At 69.4% G+C, this 19,942-nt stretch carries 21 protein-coding genes and 1 pseudogene; 7 read left to right on the forward strand and 15 right to left on the reverse strand.

Annotated elements, in window-relative coordinates:
- Positions 1-15: 15 nt before the first annotated feature.
- Together OHA34_RS37400 and OHA34_RS37405 are read right to left on the reverse strand one after the other, a co-directional pair.
- Positions 16-972, reverse strand: coding sequence for a threonine ammonia-lyase (locus tag OHA34_RS37400; RefSeq protein WP_285936556.1), 957 nt, complete (start codon positions 970-972; stop codon positions 16-18).
- 97 nt (positions 973-1,069) lie between these two features.
- Positions 1,070-3,583, reverse strand: coding sequence for a DUF4132 domain-containing protein (locus tag OHA34_RS37405; protein ID WP_329520235.1), 2,514 nt, complete (start codon positions 3,581-3,583; stop codon positions 1,070-1,072).
- Between the two features lie 471 nt (positions 3,584-4,054).
- Between OHA34_RS37405 and OHA34_RS37410 the strand changes: the two genes are divergently transcribed.
- Positions 4,055-4,759 carry an alpha/beta fold hydrolase gene (locus tag OHA34_RS37410; RefSeq protein ID WP_329520236.1) on the forward strand — a complete coding sequence of 235 codons (705 nt, stop codon included), beginning with the start codon at positions 4,055-4,057 and terminating at the stop codon, positions 4,757-4,759.
- Between the two features lie 86 nt (positions 4,760-4,845).
- On the opposite strand, the gene OHA34_RS37415 is transcribed toward OHA34_RS37410, so the two are convergent.
- The 10 genes from OHA34_RS37415 to OHA34_RS37460 form a co-directional block, all read right to left on the reverse strand.
- Positions 4,846-5,568: a hypothetical protein gene (locus OHA34_RS37415; protein ID WP_329520237.1), complete on the reverse strand. Its 723-nt coding sequence runs from the start codon at positions 5,566-5,568 to the stop codon at positions 4,846-4,848.
- Between the two features lie 18 nt (positions 5,569-5,586).
- Complete coding sequence (locus tag OHA34_RS37420; protein WP_285936552.1) at positions 5,587-6,495, reverse strand: hypothetical protein; 909 nt, start codon at positions 6,493-6,495, stop codon at positions 5,587-5,589.
- Between the two features lie 52 nt (positions 6,496-6,547).
- On the reverse strand, positions 6,548-7,771 hold the full coding sequence (locus tag OHA34_RS37425) for an aldo/keto reductase (protein ID WP_329520238.1): 1,224 nt from the start codon (positions 7,769-7,771) through the stop codon (positions 6,548-6,550).
- A 54-nt stretch (positions 7,772-7,825) separates the two neighbouring features.
- Positions 7,826-9,337, reverse strand: a complete 1,512-nt coding sequence (locus OHA34_RS37430; RefSeq protein ID WP_329520239.1) for an aKG-HExxH-type peptide beta-hydroxylase — start codon at positions 9,335-9,337, stop codon at positions 7,826-7,828.
- A 119-nt stretch (positions 9,338-9,456) separates the two neighbouring features.
- Positions 9,457-9,633, reverse strand: coding sequence for a hypothetical protein (locus OHA34_RS37435; RefSeq protein WP_285936549.1), 177 nt, complete (start codon positions 9,631-9,633; stop codon positions 9,457-9,459).
- Positions 9,634-10,025: 392 nt separating this feature from the next.
- Positions 10,026-10,475, reverse strand: a complete 450-nt coding sequence (locus OHA34_RS37440) for an NUDIX hydrolase (RefSeq protein WP_329520240.1) — start codon at positions 10,473-10,475, stop codon at positions 10,026-10,028.
- Positions 10,476-10,630: 155 nt separating this feature from the next.
- Positions 10,631-11,125, reverse strand: a complete 495-nt coding sequence (locus OHA34_RS37445) for a hypothetical protein (RefSeq protein WP_285936547.1) — start codon at positions 11,123-11,125, stop codon at positions 10,631-10,633.
- 192 nt (positions 11,126-11,317) lie between these two features.
- Complete coding sequence (locus OHA34_RS37450; RefSeq protein ID WP_329520241.1) at positions 11,318-12,274, reverse strand: hypothetical protein; 957 nt, start codon at positions 12,272-12,274, stop codon at positions 11,318-11,320.
- Positions 12,204-13,253, reverse strand: a complete 1,050-nt coding sequence (locus OHA34_RS37455; RefSeq protein WP_329520242.1) for a hypothetical protein — start codon at positions 13,251-13,253, stop codon at positions 12,204-12,206. The genes OHA34_RS37450 and OHA34_RS37455 overlap by 71 nt, the downstream gene beginning before the upstream one ends.
- A 1-nt stretch (position 13,254) precedes the next feature.
- Positions 13,255-13,401 (reverse strand): hypothetical protein, encoded by a 147-nt coding sequence (locus tag OHA34_RS37460; RefSeq protein WP_329520243.1) that lies wholly within the window; start codon positions 13,399-13,401, stop codon positions 13,255-13,257.
- Between the two features lie 58 nt (positions 13,402-13,459).
- On the opposite strand from OHA34_RS37460, the gene OHA34_RS37465 reads away from it, so the two are divergent.
- From OHA34_RS37465 to OHA34_RS37475, 3 genes are all read left to right on the forward strand, one after another.
- The gene (locus OHA34_RS37465; protein WP_285936544.1) at positions 13,460-13,585 is read left to right on the forward strand and encodes a hypothetical protein; all 126 of its coding nucleotides are present in this window, start codon (positions 13,460-13,462) and stop codon (positions 13,583-13,585) included.
- A 144-nt stretch (positions 13,586-13,729) separates the two neighbouring features.
- Complete coding sequence (locus OHA34_RS37470; protein ID WP_329520244.1) at positions 13,730-14,497, forward strand: class I SAM-dependent methyltransferase; 768 nt, start codon at positions 13,730-13,732, stop codon at positions 14,495-14,497.
- Positions 14,494-14,655 carry a hypothetical protein gene (locus OHA34_RS37475; RefSeq protein ID WP_285936542.1) on the forward strand — a complete coding sequence of 54 codons (162 nt, stop codon included), beginning with the start codon at positions 14,494-14,496 and terminating at the stop codon, positions 14,653-14,655. Before OHA34_RS37470 ends, OHA34_RS37475 begins: the two co-directional genes overlap by 4 nt.
- Here the strand turns inward: OHA34_RS37475 and OHA34_RS37480 are convergent.
- The 3 genes and pseudogenes from OHA34_RS37480 to OHA34_RS37490 form a co-directional block, all read right to left on the reverse strand.
- Positions 14,576-14,920, reverse strand: a pseudogene (locus tag OHA34_RS37480) (response regulator); the annotation flags it as partial. The gene OHA34_RS37475 and the pseudogene OHA34_RS37480 sit on opposite strands and share 80 nt — an antisense overlap.
- 169 nt (positions 14,921-15,089) lie before the next feature.
- Positions 15,090-15,944: an SDR family NAD(P)-dependent oxidoreductase gene (locus tag OHA34_RS37485; RefSeq protein ID WP_329520245.1), complete on the reverse strand. Its 855-nt coding sequence runs from the start codon at positions 15,942-15,944 to the stop codon at positions 15,090-15,092.
- Positions 15,941-16,078, reverse strand: a complete 138-nt coding sequence (locus OHA34_RS37490) for a hypothetical protein (RefSeq protein WP_285936540.1) — start codon at positions 16,076-16,078, stop codon at positions 15,941-15,943. The genes OHA34_RS37485 and OHA34_RS37490 overlap by 4 nt, the downstream gene beginning before the upstream one ends.
- 408 nt (positions 16,079-16,486) lie before the next feature.
- Between OHA34_RS37490 and OHA34_RS37495 the strand changes: the two genes are divergently transcribed.
- From OHA34_RS37495 to OHA34_RS37505, 3 genes are all read left to right on the forward strand, one after another.
- Positions 16,487-16,747, forward strand: coding sequence for a hypothetical protein (locus tag OHA34_RS37495; protein ID WP_329520246.1), 261 nt, complete (start codon positions 16,487-16,489; stop codon positions 16,745-16,747).
- Positions 16,747-17,418 (forward strand): TetR/AcrR family transcriptional regulator, encoded by a 672-nt coding sequence (locus OHA34_RS37500; protein ID WP_329520247.1) that lies wholly within the window; start codon positions 16,747-16,749, stop codon positions 17,416-17,418. Before OHA34_RS37495 ends, OHA34_RS37500 begins: the two co-directional genes overlap by 1 nt.
- A 280-nt stretch (positions 17,419-17,698) precedes the next feature.
- On the forward strand, positions 17,699-19,474 hold the full coding sequence (locus tag OHA34_RS37505) for an N-acyl-D-amino-acid deacylase family protein (RefSeq protein WP_285936537.1): 1,776 nt from the start codon (positions 17,699-17,701) through the stop codon (positions 19,472-19,474).
- Positions 19,475-19,942: the final 468 nt, after the last annotated feature.

Below are 19,942 nucleotides of genomic sequence, written 5' to 3' on the forward strand. Positions count from 1 at the left end.
CCCACTCCGAGGCGTTCAGTCGGGCAGGCCGGGGAGCAGGCCGGGGGCGATGTTCGCACCGGTGATCACCATGGCCACGTTGGCGCCTGCGAGGTCGCGGCGCAGAGCGACGGCGGCGGCGACGGCGGCGGCGCCGGACGGCTCGGCCACCAGGCCGGTCGTGCGCACCAGCAGTCGGACGGCCTCGACGAGCTGACCGTCATCGACCAGGACGAAGTCATCGACGGTGCTCCGCATCGCCCGTACCGCGCGGGCCGCGGGCACCCGGGCGGCCAGGCCCTCGGCGAGGGTCGTGGTCGGCCCGCCGGGAGTGGTGTCGCCGGTGCGCCAGGCGTGCTCCATCGCGGGCGCCCCGGCCGCGCCGACCGCGATGACCTTGGTGGACGGCGAGACGGCCTTGAACCAGGCGGCCACCCCGCAGGCCAGGGAACCGTTGCCGGTCGGCACCAGGACGTGGTCGACCGGCCGGGCGCCGGCGCGGGTCAGCTCGACGGCGATCGTGCCGGCCCCCTCGGCCAGCGGGGGGTCGCTGCCGTCCTCCACCAGCTTCCAGCCGTGCCGGGCGGCCTCCTCGGCGGCACGGTCCCTGGCCGCGTCGAAGTCGCCGTCGACGAGGCCGACGCTCGCGCCGAACCTGCGCATCGCCGAGAGCTTCCGCGGGTTGACGGAGCCGGCGGCGAAGATCTTGGCCGTGAGCCCCCGCCCGCTCGCGGCGAAGGCGAGTCCCTGGCCGAGGTTCCCGGCCGAGGCGCACACCAGGACCTCGCCGGGGTCGCTCGTCCGGACGAGGAAGTCGGTGCCGCGGCCCTTGAAGCAGCGGATCGGGTTGATCGTCTCGACCTTCAGCAACGCCTCGAAGCCCAGTTCGTCGCCGAGCCGGGGCGCCGGGAACTGCGGGGTGTCGCGGAAGACGGGGTCGATGAGAGCCGCGGCCTTCTCGATCCGGCCGACGTCGACGAAGCTGTCGGACATGCCGTTGCCACCGTTCCAGCGGGTGCGGATGGGGGAGGCGGCAGGTGCCGCCTATCAGAACATCAGGCACTGCCCATCAAACGGGCACCGGCGGCCTTCACAAGGCGGGAGGCGCGAGAGAGGTCAAGGTGAACAGCAGCTCCGAGGCGGTGATGGCGTCGAGGTCGCCGAAGCCGACCTTCGGGGCACCGGGACGGTCCGCTTCGGATGCGGCGATCCGGACGGCCGTGAGGGTCTGCTTGTCATCGGCCGCCGGTGCCCAGGGCGCGATGCCGGGGTTCACCGTGAGGATGATCACGCGGCCGCCCGGTGCTTGCCGGACGAGCTCGTCCTTGACGCCGTTGTCTCCTCCGGCGAGGCCCTTCCAGTCCCCGCTCTGCAACAGCCGCAGCAGACCGCCGACGCCGACCTCGACGTCGGCGAACCGGTCCAGCCTGCCGCTGGTGCGCTCCTGCTCGGTGAACGCGTCGACGGGCCTGCCGACCTGCGGGAACGGCTGGAGGATCTCGTAGTCGGCGAGTGTCTCGCCCCATACCTGGAGTCCGTCGCCCAGGTGCAGGGGATGGGCGATCTGGACTGCGCCGGAATCGGGCAGGGTCCAGACCTCGTCGTCCACGTCGGCGAAGGTGCGGTCCTCCGCCAACCGGAACGCGGTGTCCTTCCCGCCCTCCCGGTGCAGCCAGACGAGCCGCCGGACGAGGTGCCACATCAGCGGATGGTCGACGAACAGCCGCTGGAACTCCGCCGGAGCCCACCGCCGCTCGGCGACCATGGCGCGCTCCATCCGCCGGATCTGGTCGGCGGCGACCGCGCGCACGTCCTTCTTCAACCCGCCGAACGCACGGTGGGCGGCGGGGGCCAGCTCCGGGTCGTCCTTGACGCCGGGCTTCGGCAGCGCCTTGCGGAGCTTGCCCGCGTCGTCGATCACCACCGGCCGCAGCTGCTCGTCGAAGCTCACCCGGAAGGCGCGCGGGCCGTAGTCGAGCGTCATGCCGGCCGCCTCCCCGGTGGCCGGCGCTGAGTCCAGGCCGAAGTCGGGCACCATCCGGTCGCCGAGCTCGTCCATGGTCAGCCCCCGCGCCTGGGAGGCCTGGGCGAGGAGCTTGCCGGCCTTGTTCTTCAACCTCTTCGGCCGGGCCTTGTCCGCGACCAGCTGGAGTTGCAGGATGGCGACGTCGGACGCGGTCCCGGCGAGCACCTCCAGCCCGTTCAACGGCACCTTGATCCCGTCCTGCCCGGTCCAGGACCGCGCCAGCGCGCCCAGCCGCCGCATCGTCTCGTCGTCGCCGGTCCAGCGCAGCTGCGCCCAGCCCATGCGCGTCTCCTCGCCCGAAGCGCGCCACTGCTCGAACAGCGCCCAGCCGAACTCCGCCAGCGAGCCCGGGTCGAGCTCGCCGAGCGCGGCACCGACCGCGGCGGACGCGGCGCGTTTCGGGCTCGCCTTGCCCAGGGCCTCCAGCAGATGCGTGACCGCCGCGTCCGGCAGCGCCCGTTCTCGTCCCCGCAGCAGGATCTGCGGGAGCACCGCCGTCGGAGCCCAAGGCGGAGCCTCCTGCTTGCCGCCCTTGCGAAGCCCCTTGGGGACCGCGTCCGCGTCCGCCTCCGCCACCCGGGACGCCTGGGCGGCCTCGACCGCCGCCCGGACGTGCTCGCCCAGTTCCGGCAGCCGCTCGGCCAGTTCGGGCCGCGCCCGCAGATGCCCGGCCACCAGGAGCGCCGAGAGTCTCGCCCGGTCGTCCCCGCCGGCGGCCGACTCCGCGAGCAGGCGCAGGCCACGCGCCGGGAACCGCTCCAGCATCGTGACCAGCGCGGGCAACGCCCTCGGCATCATGAGCCGCTCGGACACGATCCGGAACGCCTCGTCGGTGGGAAGCACGGCCAGCACCTGGAAGATCGCCGCGCGCGCCGCCTCGTCGAAGCCCTCTCCGACGAGATAGCGGCGATAGCCGTGATCGGTCAGTTCGTGTGCGTCGTCCACCGCGTCCGCCAGGAGCGGGGCGATTCCCGGACCGACCCCGTCCACCGCGGTGAGCAGAACGCCCACCCGCCGCTCATGGTCGTCGAACCGGGCCGCGCCCCGGCCGCGGAGCCGGGCCACGTGCTTCATGGAACCGAGCGAGCACAGGAGCAGCTCCGCCCCATGGGAGTGATAAGCGGCGTGTGCGGGCGGCTCGGCGCAGCACTCGTCCACCCAGTCCTGCCGCGTCGGCACCAGGAACGAGACCACCCGGCGCTGCTGCGGCGTCCGGCGATGGCCGGCCAGCCGCTCGACGGCCTCGGCGTAGTCGGCCTCGTCGGCGACCGCGAGCAACGACCGCATCCGCTTCCCGGCCGGACCGGTCGCCCAGTAGGCGTCCTCGCTGCTCCACTTATCGGCCTGCACCGCGTGCTCGGCGCCCTTATCGCCCCAGGGGAGGGCCAGTCCGTCCACCTCCGCGCATGCGCAGGCGGCGAAGGCCAGCCCATGCTCAGCGGTCCAGGCATCGATCCACAACCAGGTGGCGTCCCTGCCGTCACCCTCGCCGGTTCGCCGCTGGAGGACGGCGTATGCGACGACCGCGGCTCCCAGCGGATCAGGTTCTCCGGCCAGATATCCCCGCGCTGCCTTCACCGCGTGAGGATCGCTGCGGGGATGGGCGAGCTTCTCCTCAACATCGGATTTCGCCCGTTCCAGTAGCGCTCTCACCTGCTCGGCAGCCGACCGGTCCAATTCAGGGAGCTGAATCGGCGGCGTTCCACCGCGTCTGGGCATGAGTTCCCCGCGCAGCTCATCGGGAATCACCAGAACGTTCTCGTCGCCAATGGCGGGGGGCTGACCATGCATGCGGGTCACCCTAGACCGACCCACCGACAAACAGCCGCGACCCGACGGCCTCCCGATCCGGCCCACCCGCGCCATGCTCACCGCCACCAGCATCGCGAGGCCGCCGATGTTCCAGAGTGCCCGCACTGTCGAGATGCAGATGCGGCCCGCCGCTCGGACTACGTCATTTGATGTAATCGATGCATCTTCGGCCGGTCTAGCGTTCCGGCCATCTCCCATGGAGCCCGGGGCCCGAACTCGGGCGAAGGAGGCACCACCGTGAACGCAGGTCCGGAAGTGAAGAACATCGTGCTGGTCCACGGCGGGTTCGTCGATGGCTCTGGCTGGCAGGGGGTCTACGACCGCCTGACCGCCGACGGGTACCGGGTGTCCGTCGTGCAGAACCCGACCCTGTCGCTGGCCGGCGACGTCGCCGCGACCCACCAGGTCCTCGACGGCCTGGACGGCCCGGCCGTTCTGGTCGGGCACTCCTACGGCGGCGTCGTGATCACCGAGGCCGGAAACCACCCGGGCGTGGCCGCGCTGGCCTACATCGCGGCCTTCGCGCCCGACAAGGGCGAGTCGGTCAACTCGCTGATCGCCGACCCGCCGCCCGGCGCACCGGTCCCGCCGATCCTGCCGCCCAACGGCGGGTTCCTGTTCCTGGACCGGGACGAGTTCGCCGCGGCGTTCGCAGCGGATCTGCCCGGAGCGCAGGCGGCGTTCATGGCCGACTCGCAGGTTCCGTGGGGTGTCGACGCGCTGGGGGGCGTGGTCTCCGCACCGGCCTGGCAGACCAAGCCGTCCTGGTACCTGGTCGCCACCGACGACCGGATGATCCCGCCGCCTGCCCAGCGCGCCATGTCCGAGCGGGCCGGATCGACCGTCACCGAGACCCCGGGAAGCCACGCGGTCTATGTCTCCAACCCGGCCGCCGTGGCCGCCGTCATCGCCCAGGCGGCGGAGACCCTCACCGCCGGGTGACAGGCGCGGCGCCCCGCGCCGCCGCACATCCGTCCCGCCCGGTTCCTCCAGCCGGGCGGGACGCCACTCCCCAACCCGCATCCAACTCACCCACGGCGATAAGCGGTCATACCGCAGTGAACTCCCCACCAGCTGACGTGATGCGTGCTGGCGTCCACCTCGGTCCAACCACCGTCGATCTTCTCGAAGAAGCCGTCGTCCGCACAGCAGCCCCCTGGCCCTTCGCCGATGTAGATCAGCGTGTCGCCCGCGTAGGCGGCGAGCGCCTCCGATGCCCAGGGCGCGTCGTTGGTCGGCCAGCAGATCAGCAGCGCCCGGTCCGGGTGGAGCGCCGCAGCCTCGTGCCCGCCGCGCCGAAGCTCGGTGTACACCCGTCCGTGCACGTCATGGTTGTCCGCCGGTTCCTGCGGTTCGTAGGCGACGACGTCGATCCTGGCCTGCCGAGCCTGCCATGCCCAATAGCCGGCTCCGGCGCCGATCTCGACGACGCCGCGGCCGTCAAGGATCTGCTCCAGCCACGCGACGTCGCCCGGCGAGGGGATCGACCAGGAGAACCGCTTGGTGAGGCGCCCGCGATGGCCCACGCTGAGCTGGTCGGGGCGGCTGTAGGGGGTGACGCCGTACCAGTCCGTCTTGATGGACGGCAGGTTGCGGACGATCTCCCAGTACGGGTTGTCCATCCCTCGGGGCATGGTCTGGTCGCACCGGCTTCCGGCGATCGTGAAGGCGCGCGAGTGGTCGCACACGCTGATGCCTCGCTTCCACCAGGCGCGGATCTCAGTCAGCTCCGGAGGCTCAATAATGGTCATTGCCCTTTCCCTGACCGATCATCCGCTGGACGGTTGTGCTGTCGGGAAGGCGAGGAGCGGGAATGGGGGGACGCGGTGCGCGTAGTCGTATTCGCTCAGTAGGCGGAGGTCATTGATGCCGCCCGTGTCGCGCAGCTCGGTCTCGTGCACCGTGCGGCCCTGCCTGCGGTCGATGACTTGTATCCAGGAGTTGCCCGCATGACGGCGGCCGCGTCCCCGGCACTGGGATATCGCGACGACGAAGTACTCTGCCGTCATGGCGAACCCACGAGGGTAGCCCGGCCTGTGCAAGAACAGGCGGTATCCGCGGTCGGAGCGGATCTCCTGGGTCATGGTGCTGACCCAGAACAGCTCGCCCTCATGGCGGGCCAATCCGTGAATCGAATGGCCTGCTCCGTGAAGTGTCTTCTGAAACCGCAGTGTCTCCGCGTCGTAGCGGTTGATGAAGCTGCCTTCTCCGAATGCGTGCGCTGCGACGAACAGATGCCCGTCCGCCCAGAGTATGGAGTTGAAGTGATGTTCATCCGCGGATGGGCGGCCCTCACGCCGGCGATAGGGGACCAGGACGTTGCGGGAGAGGTCGAACTCGATGGCCTCGACGCCGGCACCCGTCGGGGCTCCGATCAGGGAGTTGGTCCACGGGCTGACAGCCCACACCCGTCCCTTGCCGAAGGCGAGCTGATGAATGTTGATCTGTAGGCGGACGGTGGACGACCGCACGTAGTTCAGAGCGTGGTCGAATATCAGTAGCTGCCGGTTGTTGGCGATGAACAGCTCCTCAGGACTCCACGTCACCCCGAACGGGCGGCACGGAGGGCGGTCCGTGACGGTGGGGTCCACGAACTGCGGCCGGACCTGAATGACCTGGGTCCGTGAGGACTCGAGATCGAGGACGATGGCGAGCCGTGCCATGTCGGAGGGCGTCACCAGGACTCGCATCTGGTCCCGCCCGAGCCGCACTGGACGCTCGTCATCGCACTCATCCGGCTGTGTCCCGCGCCAGCGCGAGGTTCTCGGCCACGTGCGCCACGCTTCGCATTCCGACCAGCGCGGACGTCACGCCGGCGCGAGATCGCGCGAACTGGATCGCGCGCTGGGCGTCGGTCCGGAGGCCGGACCGGGACGGCGGAGTATCCGCGGTCAGGTCCCGTGCGAGGCGGCCCTGGAGCAGCGAGGCGCTGACGATCACGGTGATGCCGGACTCAGCGGCGAGCTTCAGCACGCTGCCGCCGCCCTCCGCCGGGTGGGTCAGCGCCTCCTGCATCCCGAGGTTCAGGGGGAGTTGGAGGAACCGGAGGTGATGGCCGTCTCCGCCGACCTCACGGGCGGCCACCACCAGCGCGGGCAATGACAGCAGACCGCTGCGGTACCCGTCCCACGTCGCCGTGCCGTAGTAGCGGATCGAGCCATCGGAGACTGCGCATTCCAGTTGGTGGAACGCTGCCCGAATGCGTCTCATGAACTCGGAGCCGCCGACGTGCTTGAGTTGGGTCTCCGGATTGTGCAGGTAGTAGACGTCTATGGTCTCCAGGCCCAGGTTCTGCCGGCTGCGCCTGATCTGGTCGGCGAGGAACGCCGGAGCGATGGAATGAACGCCGCCCGCCACCTCCGTCGGCTCGAGTGCGCCCGGAGTGACGCACTCGGAAAGCAGGTATCCGCCTTTCGTGCAGACGACGACCTGTTCGCGGTCGCCGCCGTCGTTGTCGATGAACCGGCGTAGGCCGGTGGCGGTCGCCCGTTCCGACCTCTGCCGGCGGTAGGTGAGAGAGGTATCGATCAGGTTGGCGCCCGTGCGCAGGGCTGCCCGGACGGCGTCGGCGTACATCGCGTCGGTCTCCTCGTCCGCTGCGCCGAGGTGGGTGCCGATTCCGATGGTCGACAGCGACAGCCCTTGCGCCGGTCGATAGAAATCGACGGTCCCCGCACCGAAGCGGGACGCGAACTCTGTGGTTCCTTCAGGAGTTGCGTGACCGGCGAGCCGTTCGCTGTAGGCGTCCCTGACATCAGGATCTGCTGCCGGAGCAGGCCCGTGGGCTTCGGCTCGCCGTACGGCTTGGTCTTGGGCGCGATGCTCCAGGTCGTCGAGCTGACCCTTCAGCAGCGACAGCTCGCCCTCAGTGAGGTCGACGCCGTGCTGGAGCTTCTCGAGGACGGAGTTCAGCGTCGGATGCCGGGATCGTCGGGGTCTCCGTGAAGTGGACATGGCGCCTGCCCTCCCTTCTCGACCAGGCCAACGCCGGCACGCCGAGCAGCGGGTTCAAGCGTCGAGCAGCGGCTTCAGGCGCTGACTCGAGGTCTCGACCATCTGGCGGACGATCGCGTCCGGCACCCGTGACTCCGACAGCGTGTAGCCGTCGTGCGAGGCCTGGAGGATCGCGCCGGCCACGACGGAGCGGATGCCGGTGAACCGGGTCCTGGATTCGCTGATCGGAAGACGCCCCTCCGCATCGAAGAGCTCCGCCGTGGCGTCATCGAGCCGCTGGAGGGCCTCTCCCGCTTCGATCGCGGCAAGCGCGGACCTCGCACCCGCGATCTCCATCCTGGCGAGCTCCGACAGGTGGTCGGACAGGTCGGGTCCGCACGCGCTCAGCCGCTCGACCGATCGTGCCTCCCGCTCGTAGCGATCCAGCAGAAGGTGCACGTAGGAGTCGCTCGGAGGCGGAGCCGGATCGAATACCGTCAGGACGGAGTCGAACCACTCGACGTACTCCTTGCCGGCCTCTCCCATTTCGTCCCAGCACACCGCCCTGATCTGCTCCGCCAGGTAGTGGGCCCGGGTCGTCGCCTTCCGCCGGCCGGTTATTCCCGCGGGCGGGCCGTGAATCTTTTGGAGGTGGGCGGAGCGCTCCTCGGCCAAGGTGAAGAAGAGGCCGAGGTGGACGTAGACATGGAACGCCGCAAGACCGCGGTAGATATTCCAGTTGTTCTTGTCCGGCAGGTTCCACAGCGAACAGAATGTAGGCGCATCTTCGCGGTGCACGTCTTCGACGAGCAGAGTGTGCCCGTGCCGGAAGTCGTACATTTGCTGATGTAGCGTTTCATGCAACAAATGCTCGGCCACTCTCCAGGGATTGGAAAGCAGCTTCCGGTTCAGGAATACTGTGCCGCTGAGTTTGAACTCGGAACTCGAGTTGACCCTGGCGAAGGGCCCGTCTTCGGGAAAGATGGCGACAAGGTGGGTGTGTCGCAGTGTGCTTCGCGACACCATTGGAACGGTGTCCTGAAGGATGCGAACCGCTTGTGCCAGAACCGCTTGCTCATCCTCTTCGAGGGTGCAGGGACGCTCACCGTAGTTGTCGTCGACGAGATCCCGGAATGCTCGGGAGAAGCGGTCGTCGCCGCGCAGATCGCTCCAGACGAACGTCTGCTCGAGGTCGGGACTCAGTCGACTCGCGGGCGCCGACCGAAGGAGGACCGGCTTCCCGTCGGCCAGATGGTCGGCCGCCTCTTCGAACAGTTCTCCGCACTGCTGGAGGGGCATGCCATACGGAGTGCCGGCCTCGACCTGCCGCAGGGCATGGTTGACCGCACAGCGAACGACGGTGTCACCGATCACCCGATGTCGCCGTGCAGGACCGGCCCGGTTCAGGGCGTCGAGCAACGTTCCGGCCGACGGCAGGCGTGGCGAGATCTTGCCGAGCCGGCGCATGTAGCAGATGTGCAGTTGACGGGTGATGTAGTCGGCATTTCCAAAAGGATGTTGCGCGAGCAGGGCGTCGAGCTTGTCGGTAGGCCCGCTCGTGCCCCCATCGGCGATCTCCGCACTCATGGCTCGCCCTTCATGTGACCTGACCAGGGGTGCGAGGTGACCTCACGAATGACGAGACGGCTCGGGAGGTCACCTCAACTCGAACGACATGCACCGCGTTTGCTTTGCGGACGGTCTTGCTAGTCCTCCACGGCATGGAGGTCGTGATGGTGCGAGCTCGTGGAGATACGCGATTCGAGCTCGTCGATGTGTGTTTGCAGGGCGCGCAGCTCTTCGTCCGTCAGGCTGGCGCGGTCACGCAACTTGTCCAGCGCCGTGTTCACCTGTTCGGGGCGGTCATCGGCCGGGTTCGGCATGGAAATAATCTCCGTTCCTGTAACGAGTACTTCCGATTTGAACAAACTGCTCGGAAGGCCTTGACGGAACTAGTTTTAACATTGGGATTCCCGCGGTGTCAACGATGGTATATCCGTTGTGATCGAGCCGATCAAGCTCGCTCTTGATCGCTAAATACCGAATCAAGGATTGCCGAGGACGCCGGTCGGCCTGCGCCCCTGTCTTTTCCCGGACCCACACCGCCACGCTCACCCGTTGAGCGCCAATGTCAAGCAACGGGGGCGCCACCGGGACATCACCCCGAGCCAATGCGGGCTGGCCGGGAGAGTCCTGTTATTGAAAGAAGTGGCCTCTCGAGCCGTCCGGAAGTGGAGAGGCAGAGAAGGCCGATCGTCCTGGGCGTCGAGCTTCCTCACAGCCCTATGTTGGTCTTGGGCCCCATGTAGGATCCGGCGCCCGGCCACCCGTCCGCGGCCAGGCCGGCGAACCGGTCGCTGAACCCCAGGGCGGGCAGGTCGGCCAGCCTCACCATCTCAACGCCCCGGATCGGGCGGGTGTCCGCGTCCGCCACGACGTCGCCGATGGTGCCGCCGACCCGCCGGGCCTCGAAGGTGATGTGCACGACGTGGGTCCCGTCGCCGGGCAGATGGTCGCAGATGTACAGCAGCCGTCCCACCTCGACGGCCAAACCGGTCTCTTCGCGCACCTCCCGGACCAGGGCGTCGGCGAGGGGCTCGCCGGGCTCGACCTTCCCGCCCGGCAGTGACCAGGACCGGCCGCAGCCGGTGTCCTGATCGAGCAGCAGGATCGCGTTGTCCTCAACGACGACGCCGGTGACCCTGACGTTGATGGTCGCGCTCATCCGCGCACGGTATCCGAGGAGCCGGGCTGGAACCGCCGGCCGCAGGGTGGCCCGTCGGCGGGGAGGTGGAGTGGAGGCGGGGGGCGCCTGCCGTGGTGCGGCAGGGGGTCAGGAACTGGCGGGTCCGGGGAGCGGCCGCACGGGTGCGGTGAGGGTCAGTGCCTCGGGGTGGCCTCGCCGGAGAAGTGGAACGTGTCGCCGGGGACCAGCAGTGTGCCGGTCACGTGGACCCTCCTTCCGTGCCGCCAGTTGCCCCTCGCGCCAGGGGCCCGGGAGGAGTGGAGGGTCGACCATGTGTGGAAATGGCGGTCGCAACGGACCCGGGTCTCACCGCGCGACTTGAGGGGCCTCCACCCGACGGTGGGGCCGCCGGGCTGCTGGGCGATGACGACGAGCCTGACCCAGTGGCTCCGGGACGAGCAGAAGACGGTGCCGGTCACGCGGAGCGTGGTGCCCCTGATGGACGCGCCGGTCACGCGGACCCGCGCCCGGGCCGCCGCGGCCGTCGTCGCGGACGCGGTGGCCGTCGTCGCGGCCGTCGCGGGCGCGGCGGGTGCGGCGAGGGCGGCGGTGGGGACGGCGAGTGCAGCGGCCGCGGCCGTGGCCGTGGCCGCGGTCAAGCCGCCGATCCAGCGAGTGGTGATGGACATCGAACGGTCACCTCCGAGGGTGATGACGATAAGTCGACTGAACACCACTTAGCGTAGTTCTCGGGACCGGTTTGCGGGGGTGAGGCCGGCCGGGTCGGGAAGTGACACTTCCCTGGTCAGGACGGATTTCCGCCCCTTCTCGGCAGGACGATCCTGGTGTACTGATCCGCGGACGCGGCCGATGGCGCAGGCTCAGCGATACGAGTCGCCGGCGTCCGCCGCGGCGTTCTCGGTGATCTCCGCCAGGGGCATTCCGAGGTAATGGACGATGATCTCGTGGTTGGTGGAGTTGACCGCGGTCTCCGCGTGCGCCCGGTAGTACAGGTCGACGGTGACGGGGCCGGGCAGCGGATCCGGAGTCGCCCCGGCCCGCAGCGCGGCGGTGATCGCCGGCACGTCGTGGGCGAGCCGCACGCCGCGCCGCACGTGGTAGACCTCGCCGCGCACGGCGACGGTCCCCTCCGCCTGCGCGGCGTCGTCGCCCACCAGCGGCATCGTCAGCAGGTCGTAGCGGAACATCTCCTCGATGACCGGCGCCGCCTCCGGCGGCAGCAGCGGCGTCATCCGCTCCGTCCACCATCGGCGCAGCAGCCGCTTGGCCGCGGGGTCGGTGTAGAGGAACGCGACTCCGGCGCCGAAGTCCCCCGCGCCGAACACCGCGCTGCGCATCGCCTCCCGCATCGGTTCGGCGGACGGGTCGTCGGCCTCTCCGAACCAGGAGTCCAGGCTCTTCAGCACCGCGGACTGCCGGATCCCGGCGAGCCGCCGCAACCCGTGCCAGACGTGCCGCAGCACCGCCATCTCGGCGACGACCCGCGCCCAGAACAGGAAGCGGTGCATCCGCTGGTTCTCGGCGAAGCTCACCCAGCCGGTCGCCAGGACGTACTCGAAGTCGTCCCGGTCACCGCGGACCGACACGATCCCGTAGTCGGCCTTCCGTTCGCTGTACCGGGTGTTCGGCAGCAGCAGCATCGGGTAGACGGCGATCCGCGTCACCCTGTCGGCGAGCCGGTCGTAGCCCGCCATGAACGACTCGGGCGTCTCGCCCGGCGCGCCCCAGATCAGCTCGGCGTAGCAGTCAATGCCCTCGTCGCCGAGCCAGGAGGTGAGCTCCTCCCACTCGTTGACCTTCATATTGCGCCGGTCCATGTGCCCCAGCGTCTCGTCGTCGAGGGTCTGAAGCGCCAGGGTGAACGAGCTCTTCAGCCCGGCCCGCTTCATCCGCCGGACGATCTCGTAGAAGAGCTTCGACTTGTTCTTCGCCCAGGATGTCTCCAGCGCGCGGGTAGCCGAACCGGTCGCGTACCTCGATCATGTCCTCCACGAAGTCGAGGTCGCTCCGCAGCATCCCGAAGTTGGCGTCGCACAGGACGATGGTGTGCACCTTGTGCCCGGCGAACAGCTCCAGTTCGGCGCGCAGCCGCTCCCGTGAGAACGCGCGCACCTTCTGCCCGACCGCGCCGCCCCAGAAGCAGAAGGCGCACTTGTAGGGGCAGCCCCGATTGGACTCCATCAGCGCCACGTCGTACCGGAACCGGCCGTCGGCGTCGGTCAGGTCGATCGCCCCGGTCAGGAACGGCGACGGGATCAGCTCGAGGTCGTCGATCCGGGGGCGTTCCGGCGTGGTGCGGACGGCGCCCGTCCGGTCCCGGTAGGAGATCCCGGTCACGTGCCCCAGCTCGGTGGGCGGCACGCCGTCCAGCCTGGCCGTCAGCAGATCCCGGAAGGCGAACTCGCCCTCGCAGTTCACCACCACGTCCACGCCGGGGCACAGCGCGAACACCCGCTCGGCCTGATGGGCGACGTGCGTCCCGCCGAAGACGGCCCAGCCGCCGGGGGCGAGCTGCTTGAACGTCTCGGCGAGCGCCCCGAAGGCGCGCTGGTTCCAGCCGAGCACCGAGCAGGCCAGGACGTCCGGCGGACCGTCCCGGAACAGCTCGAAGGCCATGCTGGGCGCGGTCGCGCCGCCCTTGAAGTTGAAGATCCGCAGGTCGGCCTTGCGGCGGATCCGGTCGTCGGCCAGCGCCGCCGCCTTCAGGTAGCCGCAGGCGAGCGGCATCGATTCGAGCGGCGTCTCCCAGATCCCCTGCTGGACGAGGGCGATCTTCCTGGGCGGTCGCGTGTCCATGTCAGTCCCGGCCGAACGAGTACCACTGCCAGACGCCCAGCCCGAACCGCCGGCGCGGCGTCATGCCGTGCGCGTGCGCGAGCCCGATGATCTCGTCCGGCGTGGACTGGTAGGCGCGCGGCTCGCGGAGCGAGAAGCGCAGATCCATCAGTTCCTGGTCGCCCGTGCCGACCCGCGACTGGACGTAGCCGAGGCAGGCCGCCGCGATGGGCTCCGCTTGGCACGCCGTCCTGGACGTGCTGGAGGTGCACCTCGACGGCCGCGAGGTCGGCTGGTCGGTCTGGGACCGCGAGGCCGAACTCAGGGACGAGTACGCCCAGGCCATGGGCTGAACGCGATGGGTCTTCCCCGCTCATGACCACTGCGGGGAAGGATGTGGCGGCTGCGGCGGTCACGTCCATGTCACCGGTGCTAGGCAAAAATAAAGTGACCACTTAGCCTGGCAGGGACGTGCGACAGTGACGCGGAGGGCCACCATGCCGGACGGCACCACCCTCGAAGCCGCTGACAACGCCGCCTACGGCATGGCGATGAGTGAGATCTACGACCTCGTCTACCGCGGCCTGGGCAAGGACTACGCCGCCGAGGCGGCGGCGGTCGCGGCGCTGGTGCGCGCGCGCCGTCCGGACGCGGTGTCGTTGCTCGACGTCGCCTGCGGCACCGGCGAGCACCTGGTGGCGCTGCGGGCGCTGTTCGGCGAGGTGGCCGGGCTCGACCTCGCGGCGGGAATGCGCGCCGTCGCGTCCCGCAAACTGCCCGGCGTGCCGGTGCACGCCGGCGACATGCGCGGCTTCGCGCTCGGCCGCGCCTTCGACGCCATGTGCTGCCTGTACAGCGCGGTCGGCTACATGTCCACGGCCGCCGAACTGGACGCGGCGCTCGAACGGATGGCCGCGCACCTGACGCCGGGCGGCGTCCTCGTCGTCGAACCGTGGTGGACGCCCGGCCGGTTCCTTGACGGCCACATAGCCGACGACGTCGTCCGCGCCGGAGGCCGGACGATCTCCCGGGTCTCGCTGTCGACCCGGGACGGCGGCGCCGCCCGCCAGGAGACGCATTACACCGTGGCCGGACAGGACGGCATCAGGAGCTTCGTCCACGTCCAGCGCCTGACGCTGTTCCGTCCGGAGGACTACGCGGCGGCCTTCCGCCGGGCCGGCCTGAAGGCCGAGTACACCGCCCATGACGCCTTCCGGTCCGGCCGTGGGCTCTACGTCGGAGTCCGGGAGGGGGGAGGGCGATGAAGGACGTCGAACGCCTGCTGGCCGCCACCGAGACGCGTGACGGCGATGTCGCGGGGGTGATCGACGCTGTGGGCGTGGACGCGGCGGCCCGGCTGCTGTTCCTACGATCTCCCGCATCGGTGGCCTGCTGTACGCACGCCGGCGGTCGAGTGCTCTGAGCCGCATGACGAGCTCTTGCAGTTCGAAGGGTTTTGTGAGGTAGTCGTCGGCGCCGAGTTCGAAACCGGTGGCCTTGTCGTCGAGCCGGTCGGCTGCGGTGAGCATGAGGATCGGCATGCCGCTGCCGGAGGCGACGATGTGTTCGGCGATCTCGTCACCGGACGGTCCGGGGATGTCGCGGTCGAGGACGGCGATGTCGTAGGTGTCGATGCTCAGAAGTTCCAGAGCGGTGTCGAAGCCGGGCTCGATGACCACGACGCGCAGGCCCTGACCTCCTGCCGCAGCGCCAGGCCCGGTCGGTGCGTCACCGGCTGCGCGCGCGGCCCGTACCGGCTGACGAGTAGCTGAGGAGGGGGATACCGGGACATGAATCACCATGGCTCTGACCTGCGAGTTCTCTGTGTCGACTCGACTGCCCCAACCCATCGGCCGCTCAGGGGTTCTCTTGCGGGAGAGCCGCGCGTGCCGCCTGCATGGACCGTTGCCGGGCGACGAAGCGGATCGACATGCGCTGTACGAGACCAGGGGCCAGCCGCCCGATCAGCCACGCGATGTGAGCGGCGCGCGGGGTCACGAGCAGCGCGCGGCCTTCGGCGACGGCGTCGAGCGTCCGGCGTGCGAGCACGTCCGGGGCGAGCGGTCGCCGCACCCCTTGGCCCTTGAGGAAGTAGTCGCGGCCGTGGAACCGGCCGATCGCGCCTTTGTCGAGGATCGGGGTGTCCACCGCGGCGGGACAGATGGCGGTCACGGCGACGCCGTGCGCGGCGGCCTCGGACCGCAGTGCCAGCGACAAGCCGACGACCGCGTGCTTGGTCATCGCGTAGCCGGTGAGGAGGCCGGCCGCCATGAGGCCGCCCATCGACGCGGTGTTCACGATGTGGCCTCTCCCCTGCTGGATCATCAGCGGGTAAGCAGCGGTGACCCCGTGGACGACACCCCGGATGTTGACGTCGATGATCGCGTTCCACTGTGCCGGCGAGATCTGCTCTGTCTCGCCGCCGATGAAGATTCCCGCGTTGTTGAACATCAGGTCCAGCCCGCCGTGATGGGCGGCCACCTCTTCGACGAGCCGCCGTACCGCTGTGGCGTCGGTCACGTCGAGCGCGACGCCGCGGGCGGTTCCGGGACCGGCCAGTTCAGCCGCGACGGCCTTGGCGGCCTGCTCGTCGAGGTCGCCGAGCACGACGTGGGCTCCGGCCTCGACCAGCGCCTTGCCGATTGCCGCGCCGATGCCGGAACCCCCTCCCGTCACGATCGCGGAGGCGCCGGCGAATCGCGGGGCACTCATGCGAACGCCTGCGTCACGTGGGCGTGCAGGTCGGGGTCGGGGTCGGCGCGCCCGTTCGCGGCCAGGGCCTGGGCGCCGTCCCGGCCGAGCCCGGACGCTCCGCCGACCATCACCGCGTTGCGCAGGTCACCCATCGTGATCTCCTAACGCACGTCGACATTAATTGACGTGCGTCAAAAATAGCCGTTACCGTGACGACTGTCACCTTCGTCATAGATTGCACGCAAAAGAGGCTCCGTGCCGCTTCCCATCACCGCAGTGATCGGCGCTGGAATCAGTGGGCTGACCACCGGAAAGATGCTCGGCGACCGCGGCGCGCCAGACCTGTGCTTCGAGACCCCGGTCGAATCGGAGGTAATTGGGCCTTCGGCAAAACAAGCGGGCGTAGCAGTGCGTAGCGCTTGCTGCAATCGACACGTCCACATCGACGCGACGGGCCCCACCATCAGCGCACCGAACGACCACATCCGGCTTTACGAACGGATCTTCAGGCCGGATATCGACGATCTTGCTTTTGTTGGCTTCGCCCAGCTCATGCCCGCTTGTTCCCGCTGGTCGAGTATCAGGCCCGCCTGGTCGCGGCGTACCGCGCGGGGTTCTGCGGGCTTCCGCCGACCGAGGAGTTGGAGACGATGATCACCGCCGACGAACGGCCGTTCACCGCGCACAGGGTGGACTCGCCGCGTCACACCCGACAGGGGGACTACTTCGTCTACGAGCACGAGCTGCGCACGAAGGAGCCGCCGTGCGGGAGGTACCGCGCGGCCAGGCCCGGGGCGCCGGTCCTGGTGGGCCGGGTCTGATGGTCGCCGCGGACCGGGCGGACAGGCTCGACCGGAGGCCACCAGGCCGCGGGGAGCAGCGGCGTGAGGCGCTGCTGGCCTCGTTGAGGGAGCACCTCCAGGAGAACGGTCTGGAGGCGGTCAACATCGCGGACATCGCCCGCCGGGCAGGTGTGACCAGGTCCGCCTTCTACTTCTACTTCGAGAACAAGGTCCACGCCGTGGCCTCGCTGGCAGGGGAGCTGTACGACGACATCCAGTCCGCCGCGGCCGTGCTCGTGGGCCGGGAGGGCAGCCCCGAGTGGCGGATCGAGACCGTGATCCGCCGCCTCTTCGAGGCGGTGGACGAGCACCGCCACATCTATCGGGCCGTACTGGAGACGCGCGCGATCGACGAGACGGTCAGAAGCCTCTGGGGGGCGGACCGGCAGTCCTTCGTGGAGCCGGTGGCGAACATGATCCGGGCCGAGCGTGAGGCCGGCAACGCCCCGGAAGGAGCGGACGCCACTGCACTGGCCATCGTGTTGCTCGACCTCAATGACCGAGCGTTGGAGCATGTCGTCCTTGGTGGCCGGCTCTCCAGGGAACAGCACATCCAAGCGCTGACGACGGTCTGGCTGCGCACGATCTACGGCACCGTCCCGAACGATGCCGCAGGCACCACACCCGCGGAGCCGCCCGATGACCCTTGAGACGATCAGGTTCGGGGCGAGCGGTGTCGACTGGGCCGAGCCGGCGCGATCGGATCGGGGCCGCGTTCACCGTCGAACTCGGCTCGCACCGTCCCATCAAGGACGCCGCGGTGGTCGCCTGCCCGGTGTCGTTTTAGATCGCGGACTCAGACCGGAGCGCACCGTCGTATGCCGCCCTCAGACACCCATGACCCGGTCAGGACGCGCTTGCCCCGGGGCACCGCGTACACGGCCCGTGGCTGACCCGAACAAGAGCAGGATGGCAAACCGAGGAGGACACATGAAGTACGACGTCGTGGTGCGGGGCGGCCGATGGTTCGACGGGACGGGAGCCCCCTCCGCGGTGCGCCACGTGGGTATCGTCGCCGGCAAGGTCGGCACGGTCAGCTCGGAGCCGCTGGACGAGGACGGCTGCCCGCGGGTGATCGACGCCTCCGGACAGTGGGTCCTGCCCGGGCTCGTGGACATCCACACCCACTACGACGCCGAGATCCTCGCCGCTCCGGAACTGAGCGAGAGCCTGCGGCACGGGGTGACGACCGTCCTGCTCGGCTCCTGCTCGCTCTCCACGGTCCACGTCACCCCCGAGGACGCGGGGGACCTGTTCGGACGCGTCGAGGCCATCCCGCGCCGGCATGTCATCGACATGCTCTCCAGGCGACGGTCCTGGTCGAACGCCGCGGAGTACGCCGAGGCGCTGGAGGAGCTACCGCTGGGACCCAACGTCGCGGCCTTCATCGGGCACTCCGACATCCGCGCCGCGGTGATGGGTCTGGCCCGCGCGACCCGGCACGACGTGCGGCCCCTTCCCGCAGAACTCGGGCGCATGGTGGAGATGCTCCGAGAAGCACTGGACGCAGGCTTCGTGGGGATGTCGGCACAACGGCTGCTGTTCGACAAACTCGACGGGGAACGGTGCCGGTCGCGAACCCTGCCCTCCACCTACGCCAAGAGCAACGAGATGCGCCGGCTCACACGGCTGTTGCGGGCCCGGGGCCGCATCCTGCAGGCTGCGCCGGACGTGGGGTCGCCCAGCGACATCGGACGATTCCTGCTCGGCAGCATCGGAACCGTACGCAAACCGCTCAAGACGAGTCTGCTGTCCGCTGCGGACGTCAAGTCGAACCCCGCGGTCATCCACCTCATGCCGCCGGCGGCCAGCGCGGTGAACCTCCTCGGCGGTGACTTCCGCTGGCAACACCTGCCGGTGCCGTTCGAGGTGTACGCCGACGGCATCGACCTGGTGATCTTCGAGGAGCTGGGCGCCGGCGCCGCCGCGCTGCACCTGCGGGAGCAGGCCGAACGCGACGAGTTGCTCCGCGACCCCGGCTACCGCCAGTGGTTCAAGCGCGACTATGCCAAGCGGTTCACCCCCCGGGTCTGGCATCGGGACCTGAACGATGCCGAGATCGTCGCCTGCCCCGACCCCTCGCTGGTCGGCAAGTCCTTCGGACAGGTCGCGGTGGAACGCGGTGACCAGCACCCGGTCGACGCCTACCTGGACCTCGTCCTGGAGCATGGCACCTCGATCCGCTGGCGCACCACGATCTCCAACCACCGGCCCGAGCGTCTGGACAAGGTGGCGGCACACTCGGGGGTTCAGATCGGTTTCTCGGACGCGGGTGCCCATCTGCGCAACATGGCGTTCTACAACGTCGGTCTGCGCTTCCTGCGCCGCGTCCACGACGCCGAGCAGGCGGGCCGCCCCTTCATGGCCCTCGAACACGCCGTCCACCGGCTGACCGGGGAACTGGCCGACTGGTTCGCCCTGGACGCAGGCCGGCTGCGCCAAGGAGACCGCGCCGACTTGGTCGTCATCGACCCTGCCCGCCTGGACGACTCCCTCGACGCCTACGCCGAGGACCCGTTCGAACCGTTCGGGAACCTGTCGCGGATGGTCAACCGCAACGACCATGCCGTGACCGCGGTCCTGGTCGCCGGACAGTACGCCTTTGGCCAGGGCACCGCGGCAGGCGGCCTCGGCCAGCGTCGCACCGGCCGCTTTCTTCGCGCCGGCGAGGCGAGGGGCCGGGTCGACCCGGCCACCGTCGCGTAGGCAGAGGATCCGGCCGGGTATCAACCCCCTGAATGATGATCGTTCACATCATCCTGGACAGATCACGCGGTCGACTGTGAACATGCAGGTGAGAACGGCGTCTCGTCGGCCACCATCAGGTACAACAAGGTGGTGCTCAGCGCGATCTTCACGACCGCGCTCAACGACCAGGTCAGCTACCTCCATCCCGGCAAGGGCGTGCGGACTCCCACCGTCCCGGAGAAGCCGCTGGACATCATCACCCCCCGAGCAGTTCGATCAGCTCTACCGAGCGCTCCCCGGCGCCGATTCCAAGCTGCTGGTGGAGAGCGACATCGAAGCCGGCCTGCGGTGAGGCGACCTCACCGAGCTGCGGCCATGTGAAGTTCCTCGGCCTGGGCCAGTGCCAGGCGATTGACGGCTGTCTTGACCAGGTCGTAGGCCAGGTTCCCGCGGTAGTGGGTGCCGTCGCCGCCGGTCACCTCACCG

The organism is Spirillospora sp. NBC_01491 (assembly GCF_036227065.1).
GTDB lineage: Bacteria > Actinomycetota > Actinomycetes > Streptosporangiales > Streptosporangiaceae > Spirillospora > Spirillospora xylanilytica.